The sequence below is a fragment of the Streptomyces sp. SID486 genome (genome assembly GCF_009865385.1).
GTDB lineage: Bacteria > Actinomycetota > Actinomycetes > Streptomycetales > Streptomycetaceae > Streptomyces.
Window position 1 is genome coordinate 1 of the sequence record NZ_WWJT01000214.1, and the last position, 17,788, is coordinate 17,788.

Here is a 17,788-nt window from a genome sequence, read left to right on the forward strand (position 1 = left end):
GCGGGCCGGGCGACGGCAGGGGCGCCGGACAGCACGACGGCGGGGCGGCGGGCCGGGCGACGGCCGGGGCGGAGGGCCGGGGAGCGGGGCCGGGAAGCAGGCCGGAAGGGGAGCCCGGAAGGGCCGGAGAAGGGGCGGGAAGAGGGCCGGGGAGGACGTTCCGGGATGGCCGGGGAGGACGTTCCGGGAGGGCCGGGGAGGACGTTCCGGGAGGGCCGGCCGGGTGGAAATCCGTTGGCGCGCGTCCCGTCGGCTCACTAGAATCCTCGCTCTTGCCCGCCTCCCCCTCGGAGCGCCGCCGCCCGGCCGGAACCGGACGGCACCGTCGTCGTCGCCACACAGCAGGCCCACCCGGAGGCACCCCCTTGTCCGCGCCCGCCCACGAACCGTCCGTAGCCCGGCCGGCCGACCCCCTCTCCCGAGAGCGTTCCCACCTCGCCGCGTCCCGTGCCGCCCTGCGTGCCATGCGCGCGGACGTGGAGGCCCTCGACATCAGCGACGTCACCGCGAACTGGGTCAACGCCGAGGTGCTCGCCCGGCAGATCGACGACCGCATCAAGGCGCTGGCCGACCTCAGCGGCACCCCGCTGTTCTTCGGCCGGCTCGACTACCTGCACGCGCCGGGGGCGGAGCGGGCCGGCGGCGCGGAGCAGCCGGAGGGGCGGGAGACGCCTTCCGCGCAGGAGCGGCGGTGGGAGGCCGACGGGCGGTTCTACATCGGACGTCGGCATGTGCACGACGCCGGCGGCGACCCCATGGTCATCGACTGGCGCGCCCCGGTCTCCCAGCCGTTCTACCGGGCCTCCAGGAAGAACCCCATGGACGTCGGGCTGCGCCGGCGGTTCGGCTACACCGGCGGCGACCTGACCGCGTACGAGGACGAGCACCTCTCCGAACCGGCCGATCCCACGGCGGCGGCCACCACCAGCAAGCTGCTCCAGCAGGAGATCGAACGGCCGCGCGTCGGCCCGATGCGGGACATCGTGGCCACCATCCAGCCGGAGCAGGACGAGATCGTGCGCTCCGGCCTGTCCGGCACGGTGTGCGTGCAGGGCGGCCCCGGCACCGGGAAGACCGCCGTCGGGCTGCACCGGGTCGCGTATCTGCTCTACGCCCACCGGGAGCGGCTCGCCCGCACCGGCACCCTGGTCATCGGGCCGAACCGGTCCTTCCTGCACTACATCGAGCAGGTGCTGCCCGCGCTCGGCGAGCTGACCGTCCGGCAGGCGACGGTGGACGACCTCGTCGCCCATGTCGAGGTGCGGGCCACGGACGACGCCGCCGCCGCGCTCGTGAAGGGCGACGCCCGGATGGCCGAGGTCCTCAGGCGCGCCCTGTACGCGCACGTGACCATGCCCGCCGAACCGGTCGTGGTCGTGCGCGGCTCACGGCGCTGGCGGGTGCCGGCGTACGAACTGGAGGAGATCGTCCGCGAGTTGCTGGCCCGGGACATCCGCTACGGCGCGGCCCGCGAGGCCCTTCCGCAGCGCATCGCGCACGCCGTGCTGGTGCAGATGGAGCGGGCCGGGGAGGCACCGGACGACCGGGTGCAGGACGCGGTCGCCCGCAACAGCGCGGTGAAGGCGGCCGTGAAGGCCGTCTGGCCGGCCGTGGACCCGGCGAAGCTGGTGCTGCGGCTGCTGTCGGACGCCGACTTCCTCGCCGAGCACGCCAAGGGCCTCCTGGACGAGGAGGAGCGGAAAACGATCCTGTGGCCCAGGCCGGTGCGCGGCGTGAAGTCGGCGAGGTGGTCGGCGGCGGACGCGGTGCTGATCGACGAGGCGGCCGACCTGGTCCAGCGCACCCACTCGCTCGGCCATGTCGTCCTGGACGAGGCGCAGGACCTGTCCCCGATGCAGTACCGGGCCGTCGGCCGCCGCTGCACCACCGGCAGCGCGACCGTCCTGGGCGACCTCGCCCAGGGCACGACCCCGTGGGCGACCCGCAGCTGGGCCGAGGCGCTGGGGCATCTGGGCAAGCCCGAGGGGGCGGTGGAGGAGCTGACGGCCGGTTTCCGCGTGCCGACGGACGTCATCGCGTACGCCTCCCGGCTGCTGCCGCACATCGCGCCCGGACTCGCCCCGGTCGCCTCCGTCCGGGAGAACCCGGGCCTCTTCGAGGTGCGTACGGCCTCCGGGACGGCCGAAGTCGTCGCCGCGTGCGAGGAGTTGCTGCGCAACGAGGGCTCGACCGGTCTGATCGCAGCCGACGCCCGGATCCCGGACCTCGCCGAGGCCCTGACGGCGGCCGGCATCCCCTATCTCGCGCCCGGTGAGGAGACCACGAGCGAGACCCGGCTCACCCTCGTCGCCGCCTCGCTCGCCAAGGGCCTGGAGTACGACTACGTGGTCCTGGACGAGCCGCGGGCGGTGGTGGACGGCGAGCCGGACGAGCGCACCGGGCTGCGGCGCCTGTACGTGGCGCTGACCCGCGCGGTGTCGGGCTTGGTCGTGACGCACTCGGCGCCGCTGCCCGCGCAGCTCGCCGGGTAGGGCGCCGTGCCGTCCCGGCGGGTCTAGGGCGCGTCCCCGTCCAGCGCCGTACGCCACTGCGCGACCGCGTCCGCCGAGACGGGTCCCCGCCAGCCGTCGGGGCGGGCCGCGCCGCCGATGTGGAACGCCTTGATCCGGGCGTCCCGGAGCCGCGGCACGTGGTCGAGCCGCAGTCCGCCGCCGACCAGGATCTGCTGCTCGTACCCTGGCTCGCCGTCGTGCGCCGCCTCGGCGAGCAGGGTGGGCAGGCCGTCGTCCACGCCGGCCGCCGAGCCGGCGGTGAGGTAGGTGTCCAGGCCGGGCAGGTCGGCGAGCTGCTTGCGCAGGGCGTCCCGGTCGGCGGCCCGGTCGATGGCCCGGTGGAAGGTCCAGCGGCAGCCGCCGAGCGCCTCGACGACCCGTTCCACGGCGCTCAGGTCGACGTCGCCGTCGGCGGCGAGGAAGCCGAGCACGAACTGGTCGGCGCCCGCCTGCCGCAGCTCGCCGGCCACGCCGACCAGCCGGTCCACGTCTCCGGCCGCGAAGCCGTCCGCGAGGCGGAGCATCACGCGCAGGTCGATGTCGACGGCGGCACGGATCGCGGCGACGGTGGCGGGCGAGGGGGTGAGCCCGTCGGCCGCCATCTCGGTGACCAGCTCCAGCCGGTCCGCGCCTCCGGCCTGGGCGGCGACCGCGTCCTCGACGTCGAGGGCGATCACCTCCAGGACTGCACGCTTGCTCATGGCACCCCATTCATCGGCATTCATCGGACGACTACAGGTCTAGTCCAATTTAAGAGTACGCGGGTGCCGGAGCGCCACGGTGCCGCCACTCACCCGAAGACGTTCAACTCCGCCTCACGCACCCCGGCCAGCTCATACGTCCCAGGCGTCACAGGGCGTCCCGCGCAGAGGCGTATCAGCGTGGCGGCGTCGCCGAGGTACCGGGCGGGCGGACCGCTCGCGGCCACCGCGCCGAGGTGCAGCGGCTCGTCCACGTCGTCGAGGTCGGCGTGCAGCGGCACGTGCTCCTTCTGCCGGGTGAACCGCGCCAGCAGGGCCAGCGCGTCCGGCAGCCCGGCCCCCGCGTAGGCGCCCGGCGCGCCCCACGCCTCCCGCACGTCACCGGCGTGCACCCACTCCCCGAGCGCGAGGACGTCCAGCCTCCCGTCCCCGCGGGCGAGCACCGGGCCGGCCTCGGTCATCCCGCGCTCCAGCTCGTCCACGACGCGCGCGTTCGTCCACCCGGCCCGCTCGGCGATGTCCCGGTCGTTCGACTCGGGCGAGAAGACGCCCTTCTCGAACCGGCCCTCCACCACGCGCATCAGCGCGGCGGAGCAGTGCGCCAGCACGTCCCGCACCGTCCACCCGGGGCACGCGGCCGCCGGCAGCGCGAAGTCCGTGTCCGGGCGGGACCGCAACAGCGGTACGAAGGCGTCCCGTTCCAGGGTCAGCAGCCGGCCGGGGAGTTCGGGATCGCGCACTTCCTGCATGTCCGTCATGGACAGCACGCTAGGCCCTGGGGCACCCACGGGCGGCCGTCAGGCGGGAAAACGACGGGCGGCCCACGGACACGCCACCGGCGGGCGACCCACAGGCGGGCAGCCCGGGGTGAGCCCCGCATCCGGCGGGCGACCCACGGGCGGGCAGCCCGGGGGTGAGCCCCGCACCGGAGGGTGACCCACGGGCGGGCAGCCGGGTGAGCCCCGCACCGGCCTACGCGGAACAATGGGGCCATGGCCGACCTCGACGCCCTGCGCCTGCGCTTCGCCCGCTCCCTGGAGGCGGTCCGCGCCCCCGCCGGCGGCCCCGACCCCGCCCCCTACGCCGACGCCCTGCTCGCCCGCTGGCAGGAGCCGCAGCGGCACTATCACACGGTGGCCCACCTCACCGCCGTACTCGACCACGTCGACGTGCTGCGGACCTACGCGGCCGATCCGGACGTCGTCCGCCTGGCCGCCTGGTTCCACGACGCCGTCTACCTGCCCGAGCGTTCCGAGAACGAGGAGCGGTCCGCACGGCTGGCCGAGCGCGCCCTGCCGGAGGCCGGCGTGCCGGACGGCACCACGGCCGAGGTGGCCCGGCTGGTCCGGCTCACCGTCACCCACGACCCGGCCGACGACGACCGTGACGGCCAGGTGCTGTGCGACGCGGACCTGGCCGTCCTGGCCGCGCCCCCGGCCGCGTACGCCGCCTACACCGCTGCGGTCCGCGAGGAGTACCACTTCGTGCCGAACGACGCCTTCCGCGCCGGGCGGGCCGCGGTCCTGCGCCAACTCCTCGCTCTCCCCCGGCTGTTCCGCACCCCCCACGGCCGGCGGGAGTGGGAGGCGACGGCCCGCTACAACCTCACCGGAGAGCTGGAAATGCTGTCGACCTGAGCGGCCCCGCCACCTACTGTGCGCACCATGCGTGCCATGGGCGGGGATCAGGTGGAAGAAGCGGTCGCGGGCTGCGTCGCGGTGCTGCGGCAGGCGGTGGACCGGGACTGGGCAGCGGTGAAGGCCGCCGGGCTGGAGTGGAGCTGCCACGAAACGGCGGTCCACGTCGCCGACGATCTCGTGGCGTACGCGGCCAACCTCGCGGGGCGCGCCCAGAACGCCTACGTCCCCTTCGAACTGAACCTGGACACCGGAACCGACAACGCCGGCCTGCTGCACGTCGTCGAGACGACCGGCGCCCTGCTCGCCGCGGCCGTGCGTACCGCCCCGCCCGGCGCGCGCGCCTTCCACCCCTATCCCTTCCGCAGCGCCGACCGGGTCGGCTTCGCCGCCATGGGGGTCGCCGAAGTCCTGCTGCACACCCATGACATGGCACGGGCGCTCGACCTCGCCTACGAGCCGCCCGCCGAGCTGGCCGAGTCGGTCCTGGCCTGGCTCTTCCCGCACGTCCAGCCCGGCCCCGCGCCCTGGCCGACGCTGCTGTGGGCGACCGGCCGCGGCGAGCTGCCGGGACGGGCCCCCGTCACCGAGTGGCGCTGGCGCAACAACCCGGTCATCACCGCCGAGCGCGTCACCCTGACCGGCATCCGCCCGGCCGCCGCCGACGATCTGCGGCTGGGCGGCACCGGCGGCTTCGACTGGATCGAGGGCGGCCCGTACGAGGGCACACGGGCAGCCTGCTCCCACATGATGAAGGCGTACGAAGCCGGCGTGCACCGGCCGGAGTTCGGGGTCTTCGCCCTCGTACGGCCCGAGGACGGCCGCGCGGTCGGCGGCGCCGGTTTCCACGGTGTCCCGGACGAGGAGGGGCGGGTGGAGATCGGTTACGACCTCGTCCCGGGCGCCCGCGGCAACGGCTACGCGACGGAGGCGGTACGCGCGCTGACCGGGTGGGCGCTGGCCCGGGAGGACGTCGACGTGGTCCTGCTGGCCATCGAGCACGACAACGCGCCCTCCCAGGCGGTGGCGACCCGCGCCGGCTTCACCCGGGCGACCGTGGAGGAGGAACGGACCGCCCGGGACGATCACGACATGGACGCCGGCCTCCGGCTGTACGTCCACCGCGGCTGACCGCCCACCGTCGTCACCGGGCGGCGGCGGGCCGCCGGCACGCGACGCCGGGCGACAGCGGGACCGCGGCCGGCGGTGCTGAGCGGTCGCCCCGTCCGGCCGCGGATCACGGCCCCGAAGATCCGGTCGGCCCCCTGAGGATCTCGAACGCCTGCTCCTCCGTGCACCGCGCGTTCAGACAGTGGTCGGCCCACTCCGCCGCCTGCTCGAAGGAGGAGGCGGCGGCGATGCGGGCCGTGGCGGAGGGAACGTCCAGGAGGGTGCGGCGCAGCCGGACGTCGGGGCCGAGCAGGGCCCAGTGGGCCCCGGGCCGTCCGTACGGCATGCCGACGCTGCCGGGGTTCACGACGAGGCGGCCGGCCGCGAGGCGGGTGAAGGGCATGTGGGTGTGACCGCAGACGACGGTGGTGACCTCGGGGCCGACGTCGGCGAACGCCCGCGCCCAGTGCCCGAGGGGGCTGTCGACCAGGAGGACCTCCTCGTCGTCGCGGGGTGTGGCATGGCAGAAGAGCACCGTGCCGAGCCCCTCGACGGGGAGGGTGAGCGATGTCGGCAGTCCCGCCAGGAGGTCGACCTGGTCCTCGCGCAGGTCACGGGCGGCCGAGGGGCCGATGGGGTCGGGGATGGAGTCCCTCAGCCCGCGCCGGTACTCGACCAGTTCCCGGTCGGCGTTGCCCCGGATCCAGGCGACCCGGTCGCCCAGACCGGTCAGCAGGTCCAGAACCGCGCTGGGCTGCGGTCCGCACGCGATGTCACCCGTGAGGACGATCAGGTCGGCGCGGACGACATCGGGTTCCGCGAGGACCGCCTCCAGCGCGGGCAGCACACCGTGGATGTCGGAGAGAACCGCCACACGCTTCGCCATGGGTCCAAGTATCCCCGCCGCAGGGCGGCTTGCCGACTTAGCATGGACGGGTCAGGTCAGCGGGGGCGCGGTCGAGGAGGGGTATGCCGGAGCTTGTCATCGAGGTCCTCTCGGACGCCGACGACGCCGTGGTCGGGGCGTTTCGGCGGCTGCTTCCGCAGCTCGGCAAACCGCTGCCGGAGTTGACCGCGGAACACGTCCGGAGCGTCGTCACGCATCCGGCGAACCTGGTGCTCGTGGCGCGCACCGGACAGGGCGTGGTCGGGCTGCTCACCCTGCTCGTTCTCGCGCTGCCGACCGGGACGACCGCCCGCTTCGAGGACGTGGTCGTCGACGAGTCGGCGCGCGGAGCGGGCGTCGGTCTCGCACTCGTACGGCGGGGGCTGGAGCTGGCTCGGTCACACGGGGCCCACCACGTCGACCTGACGTCCCGGCCGAGCCGTGCGGCCGCCCACCGCCTGTACGAGAGGGCGGGCTTCGAGACCCGGCGGACACAGGTGTTCCGCCATCACCTGGAGCGGACCACGGTCCCCTCCCGGTCCGCCGGGACGGTTCAGTCCGCCGCGGGAGTCAGCTCGAACAGGTAGCCGTGGGGCGGAACGGTGGTCGGCAGGACGGTCCGGCACTCCCAGCCGGACTCCCGGAACGCCTCCTGCCACTGGTCGAGGGTGGGGAGGTAGTCGCCCATCAGCGCGTGTACGGCCTCGAAGCCGAGGGTGAAGACGGTGGTGTCCGGGCCGGGCAGTTCGCTGGTCCGGACGACATCGCAGATGAACAGGCGGCGGGACGCCGGGAACGCCGTGCGCAGCCTGCGCAGGGTCCGCACGCAGCTGTCGTACGGCCAGAAGTCGTGCCCCATGAAGACGCAGGTGACCGTGTCGACGTCGGCGAACTCCGGGCGCGGTTCGAGCTCGAGGACGTCCCCCTGGAGCAGGGTGATGCGATCGGTGAGGCCGGCGGACTCGACGGACTCTCCGGCCAGCTGCACCGCCGCGGCGGAGATGTCGACGCCGACGCCGGTCGCGCCGGGGTGGTTGCCGAGGATCCGGATGAGCCGCTGCCCGGAACCGCAGCCGAGGTCGGCGACCTTCCCGACGGGCGGATCAGCCAGGATACGGTCGAAGAGCGGCTCGACCTCCTCGTCCCCGATCAGCCTGGAGCCGACGGCCACGGCCCGCATGTCGCGGTGGTAGAAGTCGCCGGTCCGGCGCTCCGTGAGAGCCACGTCCGGGGCGATGCTGAAGAGTTCGCCGCACCCCTTGACCAGCCAGTAGAAGTAGCCGCGAGCCGCGTACGCCTCGGCGAAGAGCGCGCCGGGGATCACCACCTCGTTGTCCTTGACCTCGACGACCCGGGCCCAGTGCAGGGTGCGGTGCACGGCGCGGACCACCGTGTCGGAGACGCTCTCGTCACCGCCGTTGCCGAAGGGCGCCTGGCCGTCCTCGGCGAGCCGGTCGAGGATGCCGAGCTGGTGTGCGGCGGACAGGGCCGCGGTGGCGACGTAGGACGAGAAGAGATCGGCGACCGGTCCGCGAACCCAGTCCGCGGGCGCCGGCGAGCTTTCCCTCGGTGCAGACATGCTGTTTCCCCCTCTTGTTCCGGGCAGTACTTCTTGTTCCGGGCAGTCCTTCTTGTGCTGGGCAGTCCTTCTTGTGCTGGGCAGTCCTTCGTTTCCGGTGTTTCCGGTGTTTCCGGCTCGTGCGCCGGGCGTGCTCAGTCGGCGGCGCTCAGCACGGGGACCATGTGCCGGCCCACTTGGTCGAGGCGCCGGATCACCTCGTCCTCGGAGTCGCCGCGTACGGACACGATCGCCACGGCGTCGTTGCAGTTCTCGGGTCGCTCCAGACGGTCACCGGGACGGGCGAGCACCTGGCACTCCAGCACCCAGGGCTCGTCCGGGGGCGTCAGGGGCCGCTGGAGCACGCCGGCGCCCGCGTAGATGACGGTGAACCCGGTGAGGTGGCCGGCGGGGGCGGCGGGCAGGGGTACGGTTCCCTCCACCTGCGCCTGGATGACGGCCTCGTCCAGGTTGACGCCGGTCCGGGAGAGGAAGCCGGCGATGACGCCGCCGCCGCCCGCCCGGGCGCCGATCTCGCAGAAGACGATGTCGCCGTCGCGTACGAACATCTCGTGGTGGGTGACGCCGGTGAAGCCCGGATGGGCCGCCAGGACGCGTTCGTTGAACTCCAGCAGAGCGTCGAGCTGCGGGCCCGGGCCCAGAGCCACGTCACGGCACGGGCGCAGTCGGGTGTAGGACGTGGTCTCGTCGATGTACCGGGCGGCGACGGCGGCGACCACCTTGGAGTCCTGGACGACGCTGTCGACGTGGAAGAGTTCGCCGTCGATGAACTCCTCGACCTCGAACTCGTCGAGACGAGAGGCGTGTCCGGCCGCGAAGGAGGCGATGTCGGCCGGCTCCCGCAGGACGAAGATGTCCCGCGCACCGCTGCCCAGCCGGGGCTTGGCGACCACGGCGCCGGTCCGGGACAGCAGTTCCAGGGCGGCTGCCTCGCTGAACGGGGCGAACTCCGGGACGCGGATGCCGTGCGCGCTCAGGTGCTCCTTCATGCGGACCTTGTCGCGGAAGAGCAGCGCCTCCCGCACGGTCTGGCCCGGCAGACCGAGTTCCTCGCGCAGTTCGGCGGCGCGCAGCAGGAGCCGTTCGGTGATGGCCACCAGGCGGTCCGCTCTGTGCCCCTTGAAGCCGGCCTGGTGGTGGACCGCCTCGGCAAGCGCACGGTTGTCGTAGACATCGACCGCCACCACGGATTCCAGTTCCTTTCCGGTGGCTTCGTCGACCTTGTCGAGGGAAGTGACCAGACGTACCGAACAGCGGTCTTCCGGCAGGAATCTACGTCCGTCTCTGTCCTGATAGAAGGAATAGCCGATCCGGTCGAGCAGAAGGACGGTGGTCTTGCGCCGCACATCGGTCATGTCTGTCACTGCCCCCGGTTTGAATGCGCATGCGGTCCAGTACGCCTGGCATGCCCTAAGCAGGAGATTTCGGCTGCCTCGCGAAGTCCGCTTCTGCACGGCGGGACCGTTGCCCGAAGTAGCGGATGGATAAGTGGAGAGGCATGACATCGAAACCGCGACCCACCGTAGGCAGGCCCCTCTTCCAGTGTCCAGCCCTGATTATTGAAGACTAAAAGTCGGTGGTTGATTCCTGGAACAGTGCGCTGTTTGTCCGCTTTCAGGTGCTGATACATGGCGGTTGACGATAGGAAAGCGCGCACTTTCAGTCAGATCACCGGCCAAGATCGTCAAACCTTGACGGCCGCTTACCTCCATGTTTTGATCGGTGAATCTCTGCTGGATACAAGGAAAACTGCCGGTTCGCCGGCGGCGCACGGTGCCTTGACCTGGCCCTTCCAGGCATGGCAGAGAAAGGGGGAAAAAGTGGTTCACGGGGGACATCTCTGGTCTGCCCTGGAGCAACCGCAGGCGAATGGTCCGGCAAGGTTTCCCGGCTGGTTTCCCGACGCGTACGAGACCTTCGCGAAAAAACTGCTCGACCAGGAACGCGCGCACCCCTGCTACTTCGGAGTCCAGGGGCAGCAGCGCGGAAACAACTGGTTCACATTATTCGACTCCTCTTTTCCGGAGGAGCACGGGGTGCACGCCCTGGCCGACAGCCTGGTGGCATTCCGTGAGCAGGCCCGGCGGGGCCCCAAGCGCCAGACACTGATCGTTTTCGCGGGCCCGCCCGAGCCGCACGCCGAGCTGGCCGATCACCAGGCGGCGTTCTGGACGCTGCTGAGAGACCTCAGCGCCGTCGACACCGATCCCTGGCCCGAGGGCTACCCGACCGACACCGCGTCCCCCGCCTGGCAGTGGTGCTTCGCGGGCGAGCCGTGGTTCACCTTCATGGCCAGTCCCGGCTACCACCACCGCGACAGCCGCAATCTGGGCCCCTGCCTGACGCTGGTGTTCCAGACCCGGCGCGTCTTCGACGGCCTCAGCGGCTCCACCGTGGCGGGACAGGCCGCCAAGCGGCGCATCCGGGCAGCCCTGGAGCACTACGACACCGTCCCGCCGCATCCCTATCTTGGTGACCCGATGTACTCCTCCGTCCACAAATGGCGCCAGTACGCGCTGCCGGACGACCAGTCGGTGGGCGAGCCCGAGAAGTGCCCCTTCGCCGGCTGACACCGTCCCGCACCCGGCCCACCTGGCCGCCCCCGCCCCGCTCGCACGCGTCATGAACCCATCCGTGTGCCGGCCCGGCAGCGCCGCTCCGCGCTGCGCGAGTGCTTCCCGAGTGCCCCTCTCCGATCCGACCGGTCGAAAGGTGACTCCGCCGTGCCCGACTCCGACTTCTGGTCCCGCCATGTCTTCGTGCTCTTCAGCTCCGACGCGCCCTACCGGGGCGTGCACACGGACATGGTCGAGCGGCTGCGCAAGGAGGGATTCCCACCCGTCGCCGCCCGCGCCCTGCGCGCCGACCCCGAGCTGATCGACGACCTGTACGCGGACCTCATCGCCGGCCAGTGGCAGACCTGGCGGTACCGGCTGGTGGACGCGGTCCTCGCGCTCGGCCCGGCCATGGCCCTGATCTGCCGGTACGAGGGGGACGCAGGGCCCGGTCCGGGTGGCGGCGCCCACGACGTCCTCGCCCTGCGCAAGGGCTACCAGCACCCCGAGCAGGCCGAACACGGCACCCTGCGGCGTGACTTCGGCGCGGTCAACAGCATCGTCGGGCTGATGCACAGCTCCGACGGGCCGGCGGAGTCAGAACGCGAGGCCGCCGTCTTCGGACTGACCGCGGCGGACGCCGCCGCCGATCCGCAGGCCGCGGCGGCCGAGATCGACTACCTGTGCCAGGTGATCACCCCGCACACACCCGAACACCGGGACTTCGACCAGGTGCTCGCCGCCGTCCGCACCCGGGTGGTCGCCGCTCTGTGGGAGGACCTTCCCGCGGCCGTCCGGCAGCGGGTGCGGGACCGGTTCCCGGAGACCGCCCGGCTGGGCGACGTGGGCGCCGGAGCCGAACTGTCGGCGCTGCTCGCCGGCCACGCCCCCGAACCACTGCTTCCCTTCCTCGCCTGCGAGTTCGAGCCCCCGGCAGCTGATGGCATGCGCATGTCGGTGGCGGAGCAGGCCCTGCGGACCGCGGGCGTGGTACTCGACGCCTGGGAGCGGGTGGTGCTGGAGTCCTCGCTGCACTTCCAGCCGCTGCGCGCGAGCCGGCAGGCCGTCCGATGACGGTCACCGGCGCCGAGGCACGGGTACAGATCACCGTCACGGACTCCCTCGCCTCGGTGGGCCGCGAGGACTGGAACGAGCTGGTGGCCGCCTGCGACGCCAGTGTCTTCCAGTCCTACGACTTCCTGCGCAGCGTCGAGTCCGACCCGCTGACGTACCCGTCGGCCGCGTCATACCTGCTTGCCCGCACCCCTGGGGGCGTCCTGGTCGCGGCCCTTCCCGTGTACCTCCAGCGGACCCGTGACCCCTTCGCGACCGGCCCCGGCGCCGACGCCGTACTGAACGCCCTGGTGGGACAGGTCTGGCACTGCTACGACACCCGCCTGCTGCACCGGGGAGAGCTGACGGCCTGGCTCGTCGAGCAGTTCTGGCAGGCGCTCGGGGACCTGGCGGCCGAGCACCGGGCGGAGATGTGGGGCCTGGTCAACGTGCCGCTGGAAGAGCCCCTGGCGAAGCAGCTCAAGGCCATCGGCGTGACCGTCGAGGAGACGGCGCCACGCTACCGGCTCCCCATCGCGGGCGGCCCGGCGACCCTCGACGAGCACCTGGCCGGCATCGGCCGGGCCTCACGCAGATCACTGCGGCAGTACGCGCGCCGCGCCGAGCGCTCCGGTGCGCGGATCACCCTGCGCACCGGCCGCGACGCCCTCGACCAGGACGTGCTCGATCTGTGCCTCGGCACGGCGGACAAGCACGCACCCGGTTACTACCCGCCCGACCGGCTCGGCGCGTTGATCGAGCGGCTGGGCGACGCCTGCCGGATCCTGCGCATCGATCTCGACGGCACGCTCCTGGCCACCTCCATCTGTCTGTACGACGCCACCCGCATGCACGCCTGGGCCGGCGGTTGCCTGTATCCGGCGGAACTCAACTGGAGTCCGCAGTACGCCCTGTTCGAGGCGGAACTCAGGGCGGGCTTCGGCTCCGGGCGTCCGGTCCTCGAATGCGGCCGCCGCAACGACGAGTTCAAGCTCCGCTACGGCCTCCGGGCCCACCCCCTCGGACGCGCGGTGCGGCGCGGCTGAGCACGGGCCCTCCTCGACGGCCCGGACCTCCCGTGTGGGTCCGGAGTTCCGTTCCTCACCCGACGATTTGGAATTCGGGGGACAGCACCATGTCAGCTCCAGTGGTAGAGGGATTCGACCGCAGGGCCGCCGCACTGCTGCGCGCCGCGGCCAACGACCTCAAACGCGACGACGACAACGCCGAGCGGGACCTCGGCCTGGAACCGGGCACCTTCGCCGAGTACACCTCCGGACGGCGGCCGGTGGACTGGGCCCTGCTGCGCCGGGCCGCCGAGGTCTGGCCGCTCAACGAGCGGGACCTGCTGCCCATCCACGACGACTGCCCGACCGGCCTCACCGTCCTGCGGGCCAAGGAGTCCGTGGCCAGCTCCCGGCTGCTGGCCCGGGGCGGCACGGACTACTACGAGTACCGCGACACCGCCATGGCCCGGATCGCCTCCTACCGGCCGGAGTGGATCCGGATGCTCCAGGTCGTCGAGGACGACCGGGCGGACAACCCGAAGGTGCAGTGGAACCGCGGGCACCTGCTCTACCAGTTCACCTACTTCGTCGGCCCCGTCAACTACTACTACCGCTGGGAGGGCCGCTCGTACTGCGTCCCGATGCGGACGGGGGACTCCGTGTGGGGCCTGCCCTTCGCCCCGCACTCCTTCACCGCCCGCACCGATGCCGAGCCGGCCTACATCCTCGCCCTGACCTACGGCGGCGGCCTGACCGGGGACGCCCAGCGGGAACTGGCGGTACTCGGCCGGCAGACGGCCCGCGACCTCGCACTGCCCGTCACGCCGGACGCCTCGTCCGCCGCGGGACCGGTCCGCTCCTTCATGGCGGCCGGCTGCGTCACACCCGCCGAGCTCGCCGCCCGCACCGGCCTCACGCCCGAGCGGATCAGGCAGCTGACCGGCAGCGGCCCGCAGGCCGTGCCCACGCCGGAGGAACTCACCGTCCTGGCGGACGGGCTGGGCGTCTCCGTACGCGATCTGCTGCCGCCGCGCAGCACCGCGCGGCACGGCGTGTCCATCCAGCACGCCCGGGACGCGCGCAGCTGGGTGTACCCCGACGACGCGCGGCCCGCCTACCGGCTCACCCGGCTCGCGGGTGACCCCCTGCACCCGCACACCTCGTCCCTGCAGCTCGACGTGCTCGCCACGGCGGACGCCGGCAGTGCGCCGCTGACCACCTACCAGCACCAGTACCTCTTCGTGCTCGGCGACGCGCCCGTGCGCATCAGCTGGGAGCGGGACGGCGAGCGCCGTACCGACGTGCTCGAACCGGGTGACTCCGCCTACACCGAACCTCTGGTCCCCGTCACGCTCTCCGCCGTCACCGGCACCGCCCCCCGGGTCCTGCTGCTGCGCATCGGCGGGCAGGTCACCCCCGAGGTACGCCATGCGCTGGGGGCCATGGCCGAGCAGGGCATCGACCGATACATCGCCGAAGACCGCCTGTGGTACAGCAAGGAAGGACACTGATCGCCGTGCCGGACACTCAGCCGATCCGGGCCCAGGGCTCCAAGGCCGCCCGCCTGCGCGCGTTGCTCTCCGGGACCTCCGTGGTCCGCGCTGTCGGTGCGCACGACGGTCTGACCGCCAAGCTGGTGCAGCGCGCCGGGTTCGAGGCCGTGTGGGCCTCCAGCTTCGAGATCTCCGCCAGCCACGGGCTGCCGGACGCGAGCCTGGTGACCATGACGCAGTACCTGGACGCCGCGATCGCGATGGACGCGGCCACCGACATCCCGGTCATCGCCGACTGCGACACCGGTTTCGGCGGCCCGATGAACGCCGCGTACGCGATGCAGCGCTACGAGCGGGCGGGTATCGCCGCGCTCTGCATCGAGGACAAGCTCTTCCCGAAGATCAACAGCTTCGCCGACGCGGCCCAGGACCTGCTGCCCGCCGAGGACTTCGCCCTGAAGCTCAAGAACGCCAAGGACGTGCAGTCCGACCCCGACACCGTGCTGATCGCCCGCACCGAGGCGCTGATCGCCGGGCAGCCGGTGGCGGAGGCCCTGGAACGCGCGCACGCCTACGTCGCCGCGGGCGCCGACGCGGTGCTCGTGCACAGCAAGAGCCGCCGCCCCGAGGAAGTCCTGGAGTTCGCCTCCCGCTGGCGGTCCCCGGTGCCGCTGGTCGCCGTACCGACCACCTACAACACCGTGACCGAGGGCGAGCTCTACGACGCCGGGTACCGCCTGGTGATCTACGCGAACCAGGGACTGCGGGCCGCGGTCAAGGGCATGCAGGAGGTGCTGCACGATCTCGGCGGGGCGGACCGGGCCGCCGAGATCGAGGAGCGGATCGCGCCGATGGCCGAGGTCTTCGCGCTCCAGGGCATGCCGTCGACATTCCGCACGAAGCCGTGACCGGCCGGACGGCCGGTGGATCGGATGCCTTGCTCGCGGGGCTGGAGGACATCGGGGTCTCGCTGGTGTCCGGGGTGCCCTGTTCGTACTTCAAGGAGCCGATCCGGCGCCTGGAGCGGCACCCCCGGATCCGCTACGTCCCCGCGGTGAACGAGGGCAGCGCGCTGGCGGTCGCCGCCGGTGCCCGGCTCACCGGGGAACCGACCGCGGTGATCGCGCAGAACTCCGGTTTCGGCAACCTGGTCAACCCGCTGACCTCGCTGGTACTGCCGTACCGCATCCCCGTGCTGGTCCTCGTCAGCATGCGCGGCTGGCCCACGGCCGACGCGGGCGAGCCGCAGCACCACTGGATGGGCAAGGTCGTACCCGCGTGGCTGGACTCGCTGGAGGTGCCGTACTGGTGGCTGACCGCCGACGGCCCCTCGCCCGATGCGGTCGTCGCACAGGCGGGCACCGCCCTGGACTCCGGACGCAGCGCGTTCGTCCTGGTGGGCAAGGGCGCACTCAGGGACACCGCGCCGGAGGCGGAGGGCACGGCCGGCGCCCAGGCCCCCGACCGTGACGACCTGGTGGCCGCGGTCCTCGCCGAGGTGGGCGAGGAACGGATCCTGTCCACCACCGGATACCTCTCCCGCACCCTGTACAACGGCGGCGACCGGCCCGGGAACTTCTACATGCAGGGCTCGATGGGGCACGTCGCGGCTCTCGGACTGGGCGCGGCGCTGGCCCGCCCCGAGGACCGGTTCGTGGTCCTGGACGGCGACGGCTCGGCTCTGATGCACCTGGGCTCCCTCGCCACCGTCGGCCACCACGCGCCCGCCAACCTGGTCCACGTCGTCTTCGACAACCAGGCGTACGACTCCACCGGCGGGCAGCCCACCACGTCCGGGACCACCGACTTCGCCGCCGTCGCCCGCGCCGTCGGCTACCGGCAGGCACGCCGGGTGGGTACCCGGGCCGGGCTGCGCCCTGCTCTGCGGGCGCTGCTGGACGCGCCGGGACCCAGCCTGCTGGCGGTGGACGGGAAGGTCGGCGGCGCCCCCGGCGAGCGCGCCTCCAGCAGCCTGTCCGTCACGGACATCGCGGCGCGCTTCACGGCCCTGCACGGTGCGGCCGTCACGCCCGGCACCGCCCGGGAGGAGACGTGAGCGGCACGACGCTGCGGGCGCTCCCCGACACCTGGCCCGGACTGACCCGGCTGCCCGGCCACCCGGCGGCCCACATGGGCGGCGGTGCCGCGGCCCGGCTGGGCGATGCGCTCGCCCTGCTCGGCGCCGACCGGGTGCTCGTGGTGCACGGCCGGACGTCCTACCTGCGGTCCGGCGCCGACCGGAGCGTCGCGGCCCTGTCGGAGCGGCACACGGTGGAGCACTTCGACGGAGTGCGTCCCAACCCCGGCATCGGGCAGATCCGGGCCGGTATCGACGCCGTACGGCGTTTCGCGCCCCACGCGGTCGTCGGCATCGGCGGCGGCAGCAGCCTGGACGTGGCCAAGGCCATCGCCGTCCTGGCCGCCCAGCGGCACGACGCCGAGGAGTGCCTGCGCCACCCGGAGGCCGTCACCGAACGCCGGGAGTGCGCGCTCGTCCTGCTGCCCACCACGGCCGGCTCCGGCAGCGAGATGACCCGGTTCGCCACCGTCTACATCGACGGACGCAAGCACTCGCTCGATCTCGACCAGGCCCGGGCCGACCTGGTCCTGGTCGACACCGGCCTGACCGCGTCGCTCCCGCTCGGCGACTCGGTGTCCAGCGGCCTGGACGCGCTGAGCCAGGCCATCGAGTCGTACTGGTCCGTCGCGGCCGGCGACACCTCCCGGGAACTGGCGCTCGCCGCCCTGGACCGGCTCGTGCCGGCCCTGGCCCGCGCGGCGGACACCGGCAGCTTCGCGGACCCGGCGATCCGCCTCGGCACCGCGCACGGCGCGTCGCTGGCGGGCGCGGCGATAGATCTGACCCGCACCACAGCGGCACACGCCCTGTCGTACGACCTGACGGCGCGGCTGGGCCTGGCCCACGGCACCGCCGTGGCCCTGCATCTGCCCTGGCTGCTGGAGCGGCACGCGGCGGTCGGCGTGGCCGACTGCCGCCATCCGCAGGGCGCCGCAGCGGTGCGGGACGCCGTGGCCGTCATCGAGGACACCACCCGGACCCTCGCCGGCCGGAGTGTGCGGCAGCTGGTGGAACAGCTGCTGACCCGCGCGGGACAGCCGGCCCGGATCGAGGACCTGGCGCTGACCGCTGAGCACTGGCGCGGCCCCATGACGGAGGCGCTCACCTCCGGCCGGGCCGCCAACAACCCGTGCGCGCTGACCGAGGCCGACGTGCTCCACCTGCTCGGCTGACA

16 protein-coding genes are annotated in these 17,788 nt (G+C 72.9%); 11 read left to right on the plus strand and 5 right to left on the minus strand.

Annotated elements, in window-relative coordinates; translation table 11 throughout:
* The first annotated feature begins 464 nt into the window (after positions 1–464).
* On the plus strand, positions 465–2,492 hold the full coding sequence (locus tag GT045_RS10915) for a UvrD-helicase domain-containing protein (protein ID WP_237538510.1): 2,028 nt from the start codon (positions 465–467) through the stop codon (positions 2,490–2,492).
* A 23-nt stretch (positions 2,493–2,515) separates the two neighbouring features.
* Here GT045_RS10915 and GT045_RS10920 read toward each other — a convergent pair whose 3' ends face one another.
* Together GT045_RS10920 and GT045_RS10925 are read right to left on the minus strand one after the other, a co-directional pair.
* Entirely contained in the window at positions 2,516–3,214 is a 699-nt protein-coding gene (locus tag GT045_RS10920; RefSeq protein ID WP_161287687.1) for a copper homeostasis protein CutC, read from the minus strand.
* 89 nt (positions 3,215–3,303) lie between these two features.
* Positions 3,304–3,963: a maleylpyruvate isomerase family mycothiol-dependent enzyme gene (locus GT045_RS10925; RefSeq protein WP_202527766.1), complete on the minus strand. Its 660-nt coding sequence runs from the start codon at positions 3,961–3,963 to the stop codon at positions 3,304–3,306.
* Positions 3,964–4,206: 243 nt separating this feature from the next.
* On the opposite strand from GT045_RS10925, the gene GT045_RS10930 reads away from it, so the two are divergent.
* Together GT045_RS10930 and GT045_RS10935 are read left to right on the plus strand one after the other, a co-directional pair.
* On the plus strand, positions 4,207–4,851 hold the full coding sequence (locus GT045_RS10930) for a hypothetical protein (RefSeq protein WP_161334036.1): 645 nt from the start codon (positions 4,207–4,209) through the stop codon (positions 4,849–4,851).
* Between the two features lie 36 nt (positions 4,852–4,887).
* Complete coding sequence (locus GT045_RS10935; protein WP_202527746.1) at positions 4,888–5,982, plus strand: GNAT family N-acetyltransferase; 1,095 nt, start codon at positions 4,888–4,890, stop codon at positions 5,980–5,982.
* A gap of 106 nt (positions 5,983–6,088) precedes the next feature.
* On the opposite strand, the gene GT045_RS10940 is transcribed toward GT045_RS10935, so the two are convergent.
* Positions 6,089–6,847 carry a metallophosphoesterase family protein gene (locus GT045_RS10940; protein ID WP_161334037.1) on the minus strand — a complete coding sequence of 253 codons (759 nt, stop codon included), beginning with the start codon at positions 6,845–6,847 and terminating at the stop codon, positions 6,089–6,091.
* Between the two features lie 83 nt (positions 6,848–6,930).
* Here GT045_RS10940 and GT045_RS10945 point away from each other — a divergent pair, with 83 nt between their 5' ends.
* Positions 6,931–7,434 (plus strand): GNAT family N-acetyltransferase, encoded by a 504-nt coding sequence (locus GT045_RS10945; RefSeq protein WP_161334038.1) that lies wholly within the window; start codon positions 6,931–6,933, stop codon positions 7,432–7,434.
* On the opposite strand, the gene GT045_RS10950 is transcribed toward GT045_RS10945, so the two are convergent.
* A complete protein-coding gene (locus GT045_RS10950) occupies positions 7,401–8,426 on the minus strand; it encodes a class I SAM-dependent methyltransferase (protein ID WP_161334039.1) in 1,026 nt (341 codons plus the stop codon). The two genes, GT045_RS10945 and GT045_RS10950, sit on opposite strands and share 34 nt — an antisense overlap.
* 134 nt (positions 8,427–8,560) lie before the next feature.
* Entirely contained in the window at positions 8,561–9,781 is a 1,221-nt protein-coding gene (locus tag GT045_RS10955; RefSeq protein ID WP_161334040.1) for an ATP-grasp domain-containing protein, read from the minus strand.
* Positions 9,782–10,246: 465 nt separating this feature from the next.
* Between GT045_RS10955 and GT045_RS10960 the strand changes: the two genes are divergently transcribed.
* The 7 genes from GT045_RS10960 to GT045_RS10985 all read left to right on the plus strand — a co-directional run bounded on the left by GT045_RS10960 (position 10,247) and on the right by GT045_RS10985 (position 17,786).
* Positions 10,247–10,996, plus strand: a complete 750-nt coding sequence (locus GT045_RS10960) for a YqcI/YcgG family protein (RefSeq protein ID WP_202516201.1) — start codon at positions 10,247–10,249, stop codon at positions 10,994–10,996.
* Positions 10,997–11,149: 153 nt separating this feature from the next.
* Positions 11,150–12,055, plus strand: coding sequence for a nucleoside-diphosphate kinase (locus tag GT045_RS10965; RefSeq protein WP_161295574.1), 906 nt, complete (start codon positions 11,150–11,152; stop codon positions 12,053–12,055).
* Complete coding sequence (locus GT045_RS10970; RefSeq protein WP_161334041.1) at positions 12,052–13,080, plus strand: GNAT family N-acetyltransferase; 1,029 nt, start codon at positions 12,052–12,054, stop codon at positions 13,078–13,080. Before GT045_RS10965 ends, GT045_RS10970 begins: the two co-directional genes overlap by 4 nt.
* A gap of 89 nt (positions 13,081–13,169) precedes the next feature.
* Complete coding sequence (locus GT045_RS10975) at positions 13,170–14,552, plus strand: helix-turn-helix transcriptional regulator (protein ID WP_161334042.1); 1,383 nt, start codon at positions 13,170–13,172, stop codon at positions 14,550–14,552.
* 5 nt (positions 14,553–14,557) lie between these two features.
* Positions 14,558–15,442, plus strand: coding sequence for an isocitrate lyase/phosphoenolpyruvate mutase family protein (locus tag GT045_RS38840; protein ID WP_345942608.1), 885 nt, complete (start codon positions 14,558–14,560; stop codon positions 15,440–15,442).
* A gap of 29 nt (positions 15,443–15,471) precedes the next feature.
* A complete protein-coding gene (gene aepY / locus GT045_RS38845; protein ID WP_202527754.1) occupies positions 15,472–16,590 on the plus strand; it encodes a phosphonopyruvate decarboxylase in 1,119 nt (372 codons plus the stop codon).
* Entirely contained in the window at positions 16,587–17,786 is a 1,200-nt protein-coding gene (locus GT045_RS10985) for a phosphonoacetaldehyde reductase (protein ID WP_202527762.1), read from the plus strand. The genes aepY and GT045_RS10985 overlap by 4 nt, the downstream gene beginning before the upstream one ends.
* Positions 17,787–17,788: the final 2 nt, after the last annotated feature.

Bases quoted from the DNA above. Each gene is read 5' to 3' on its own strand.
- GT045_RS10955 (WP_161334040.1), bottom strand. From the start codon at position 9,781: ATGACCGATGTGCGGCGCAAGACCACCGTCCTTCTGCTCGACCGGATC.
- GT045_RS10930 (WP_161334036.1), top strand. From the start codon at position 4,207: ATGGCCGACCTCGACGCCCTGCGCCTGCGCTTCGCCCGCTCCCTGGAG.
- GT045_RS10935 (WP_202527746.1), top strand. From the start codon at position 4,888: ATGGGCGGGGATCAGGTGGAAGAAGCGGTCGCGGGCTGCGTCGCGGTG.
- GT045_RS10950 (WP_161334039.1), bottom strand. From the start codon at position 8,426: ATGTCTGCACCGAGGGAAAGCTCGCCGGCGCCCGCGGACTGGGTTCGC.
- GT045_RS10920 (WP_161287687.1), bottom strand. From the start codon at position 3,214: ATGAGCAAGCGTGCAGTCCTGGAGGTGATCGCCCTCGACGTCGAGGAC.
- GT045_RS10940 (WP_161334037.1), bottom strand. From the start codon at position 6,847: ATGGCGAAGCGTGTGGCGGTTCTCTCCGACATCCACGGTGTGCTGCCC.
- GT045_RS10975 (WP_161334042.1), top strand. From the start codon at position 13,170: ATGTCAGCTCCAGTGGTAGAGGGATTCGACCGCAGGGCCGCCGCACTG.
- GT045_RS10945 (WP_161334038.1), top strand. From the start codon at position 6,931: ATGCCGGAGCTTGTCATCGAGGTCCTCTCGGACGCCGACGACGCCGTG.
- GT045_RS10970 (WP_161334041.1), top strand. From the start codon at position 12,052: ATGACGGTCACCGGCGCCGAGGCACGGGTACAGATCACCGTCACGGAC.
- GT045_RS10925 (WP_202527766.1), bottom strand. From the start codon at position 3,963: ATGCAGGAAGTGCGCGATCCCGAACTCCCCGGCCGGCTGCTGACCCTG.
- GT045_RS10915 (WP_237538510.1), top strand. From the start codon at position 465: ATGCGCGCGGACGTGGAGGCCCTCGACATCAGCGACGTCACCGCGAAC.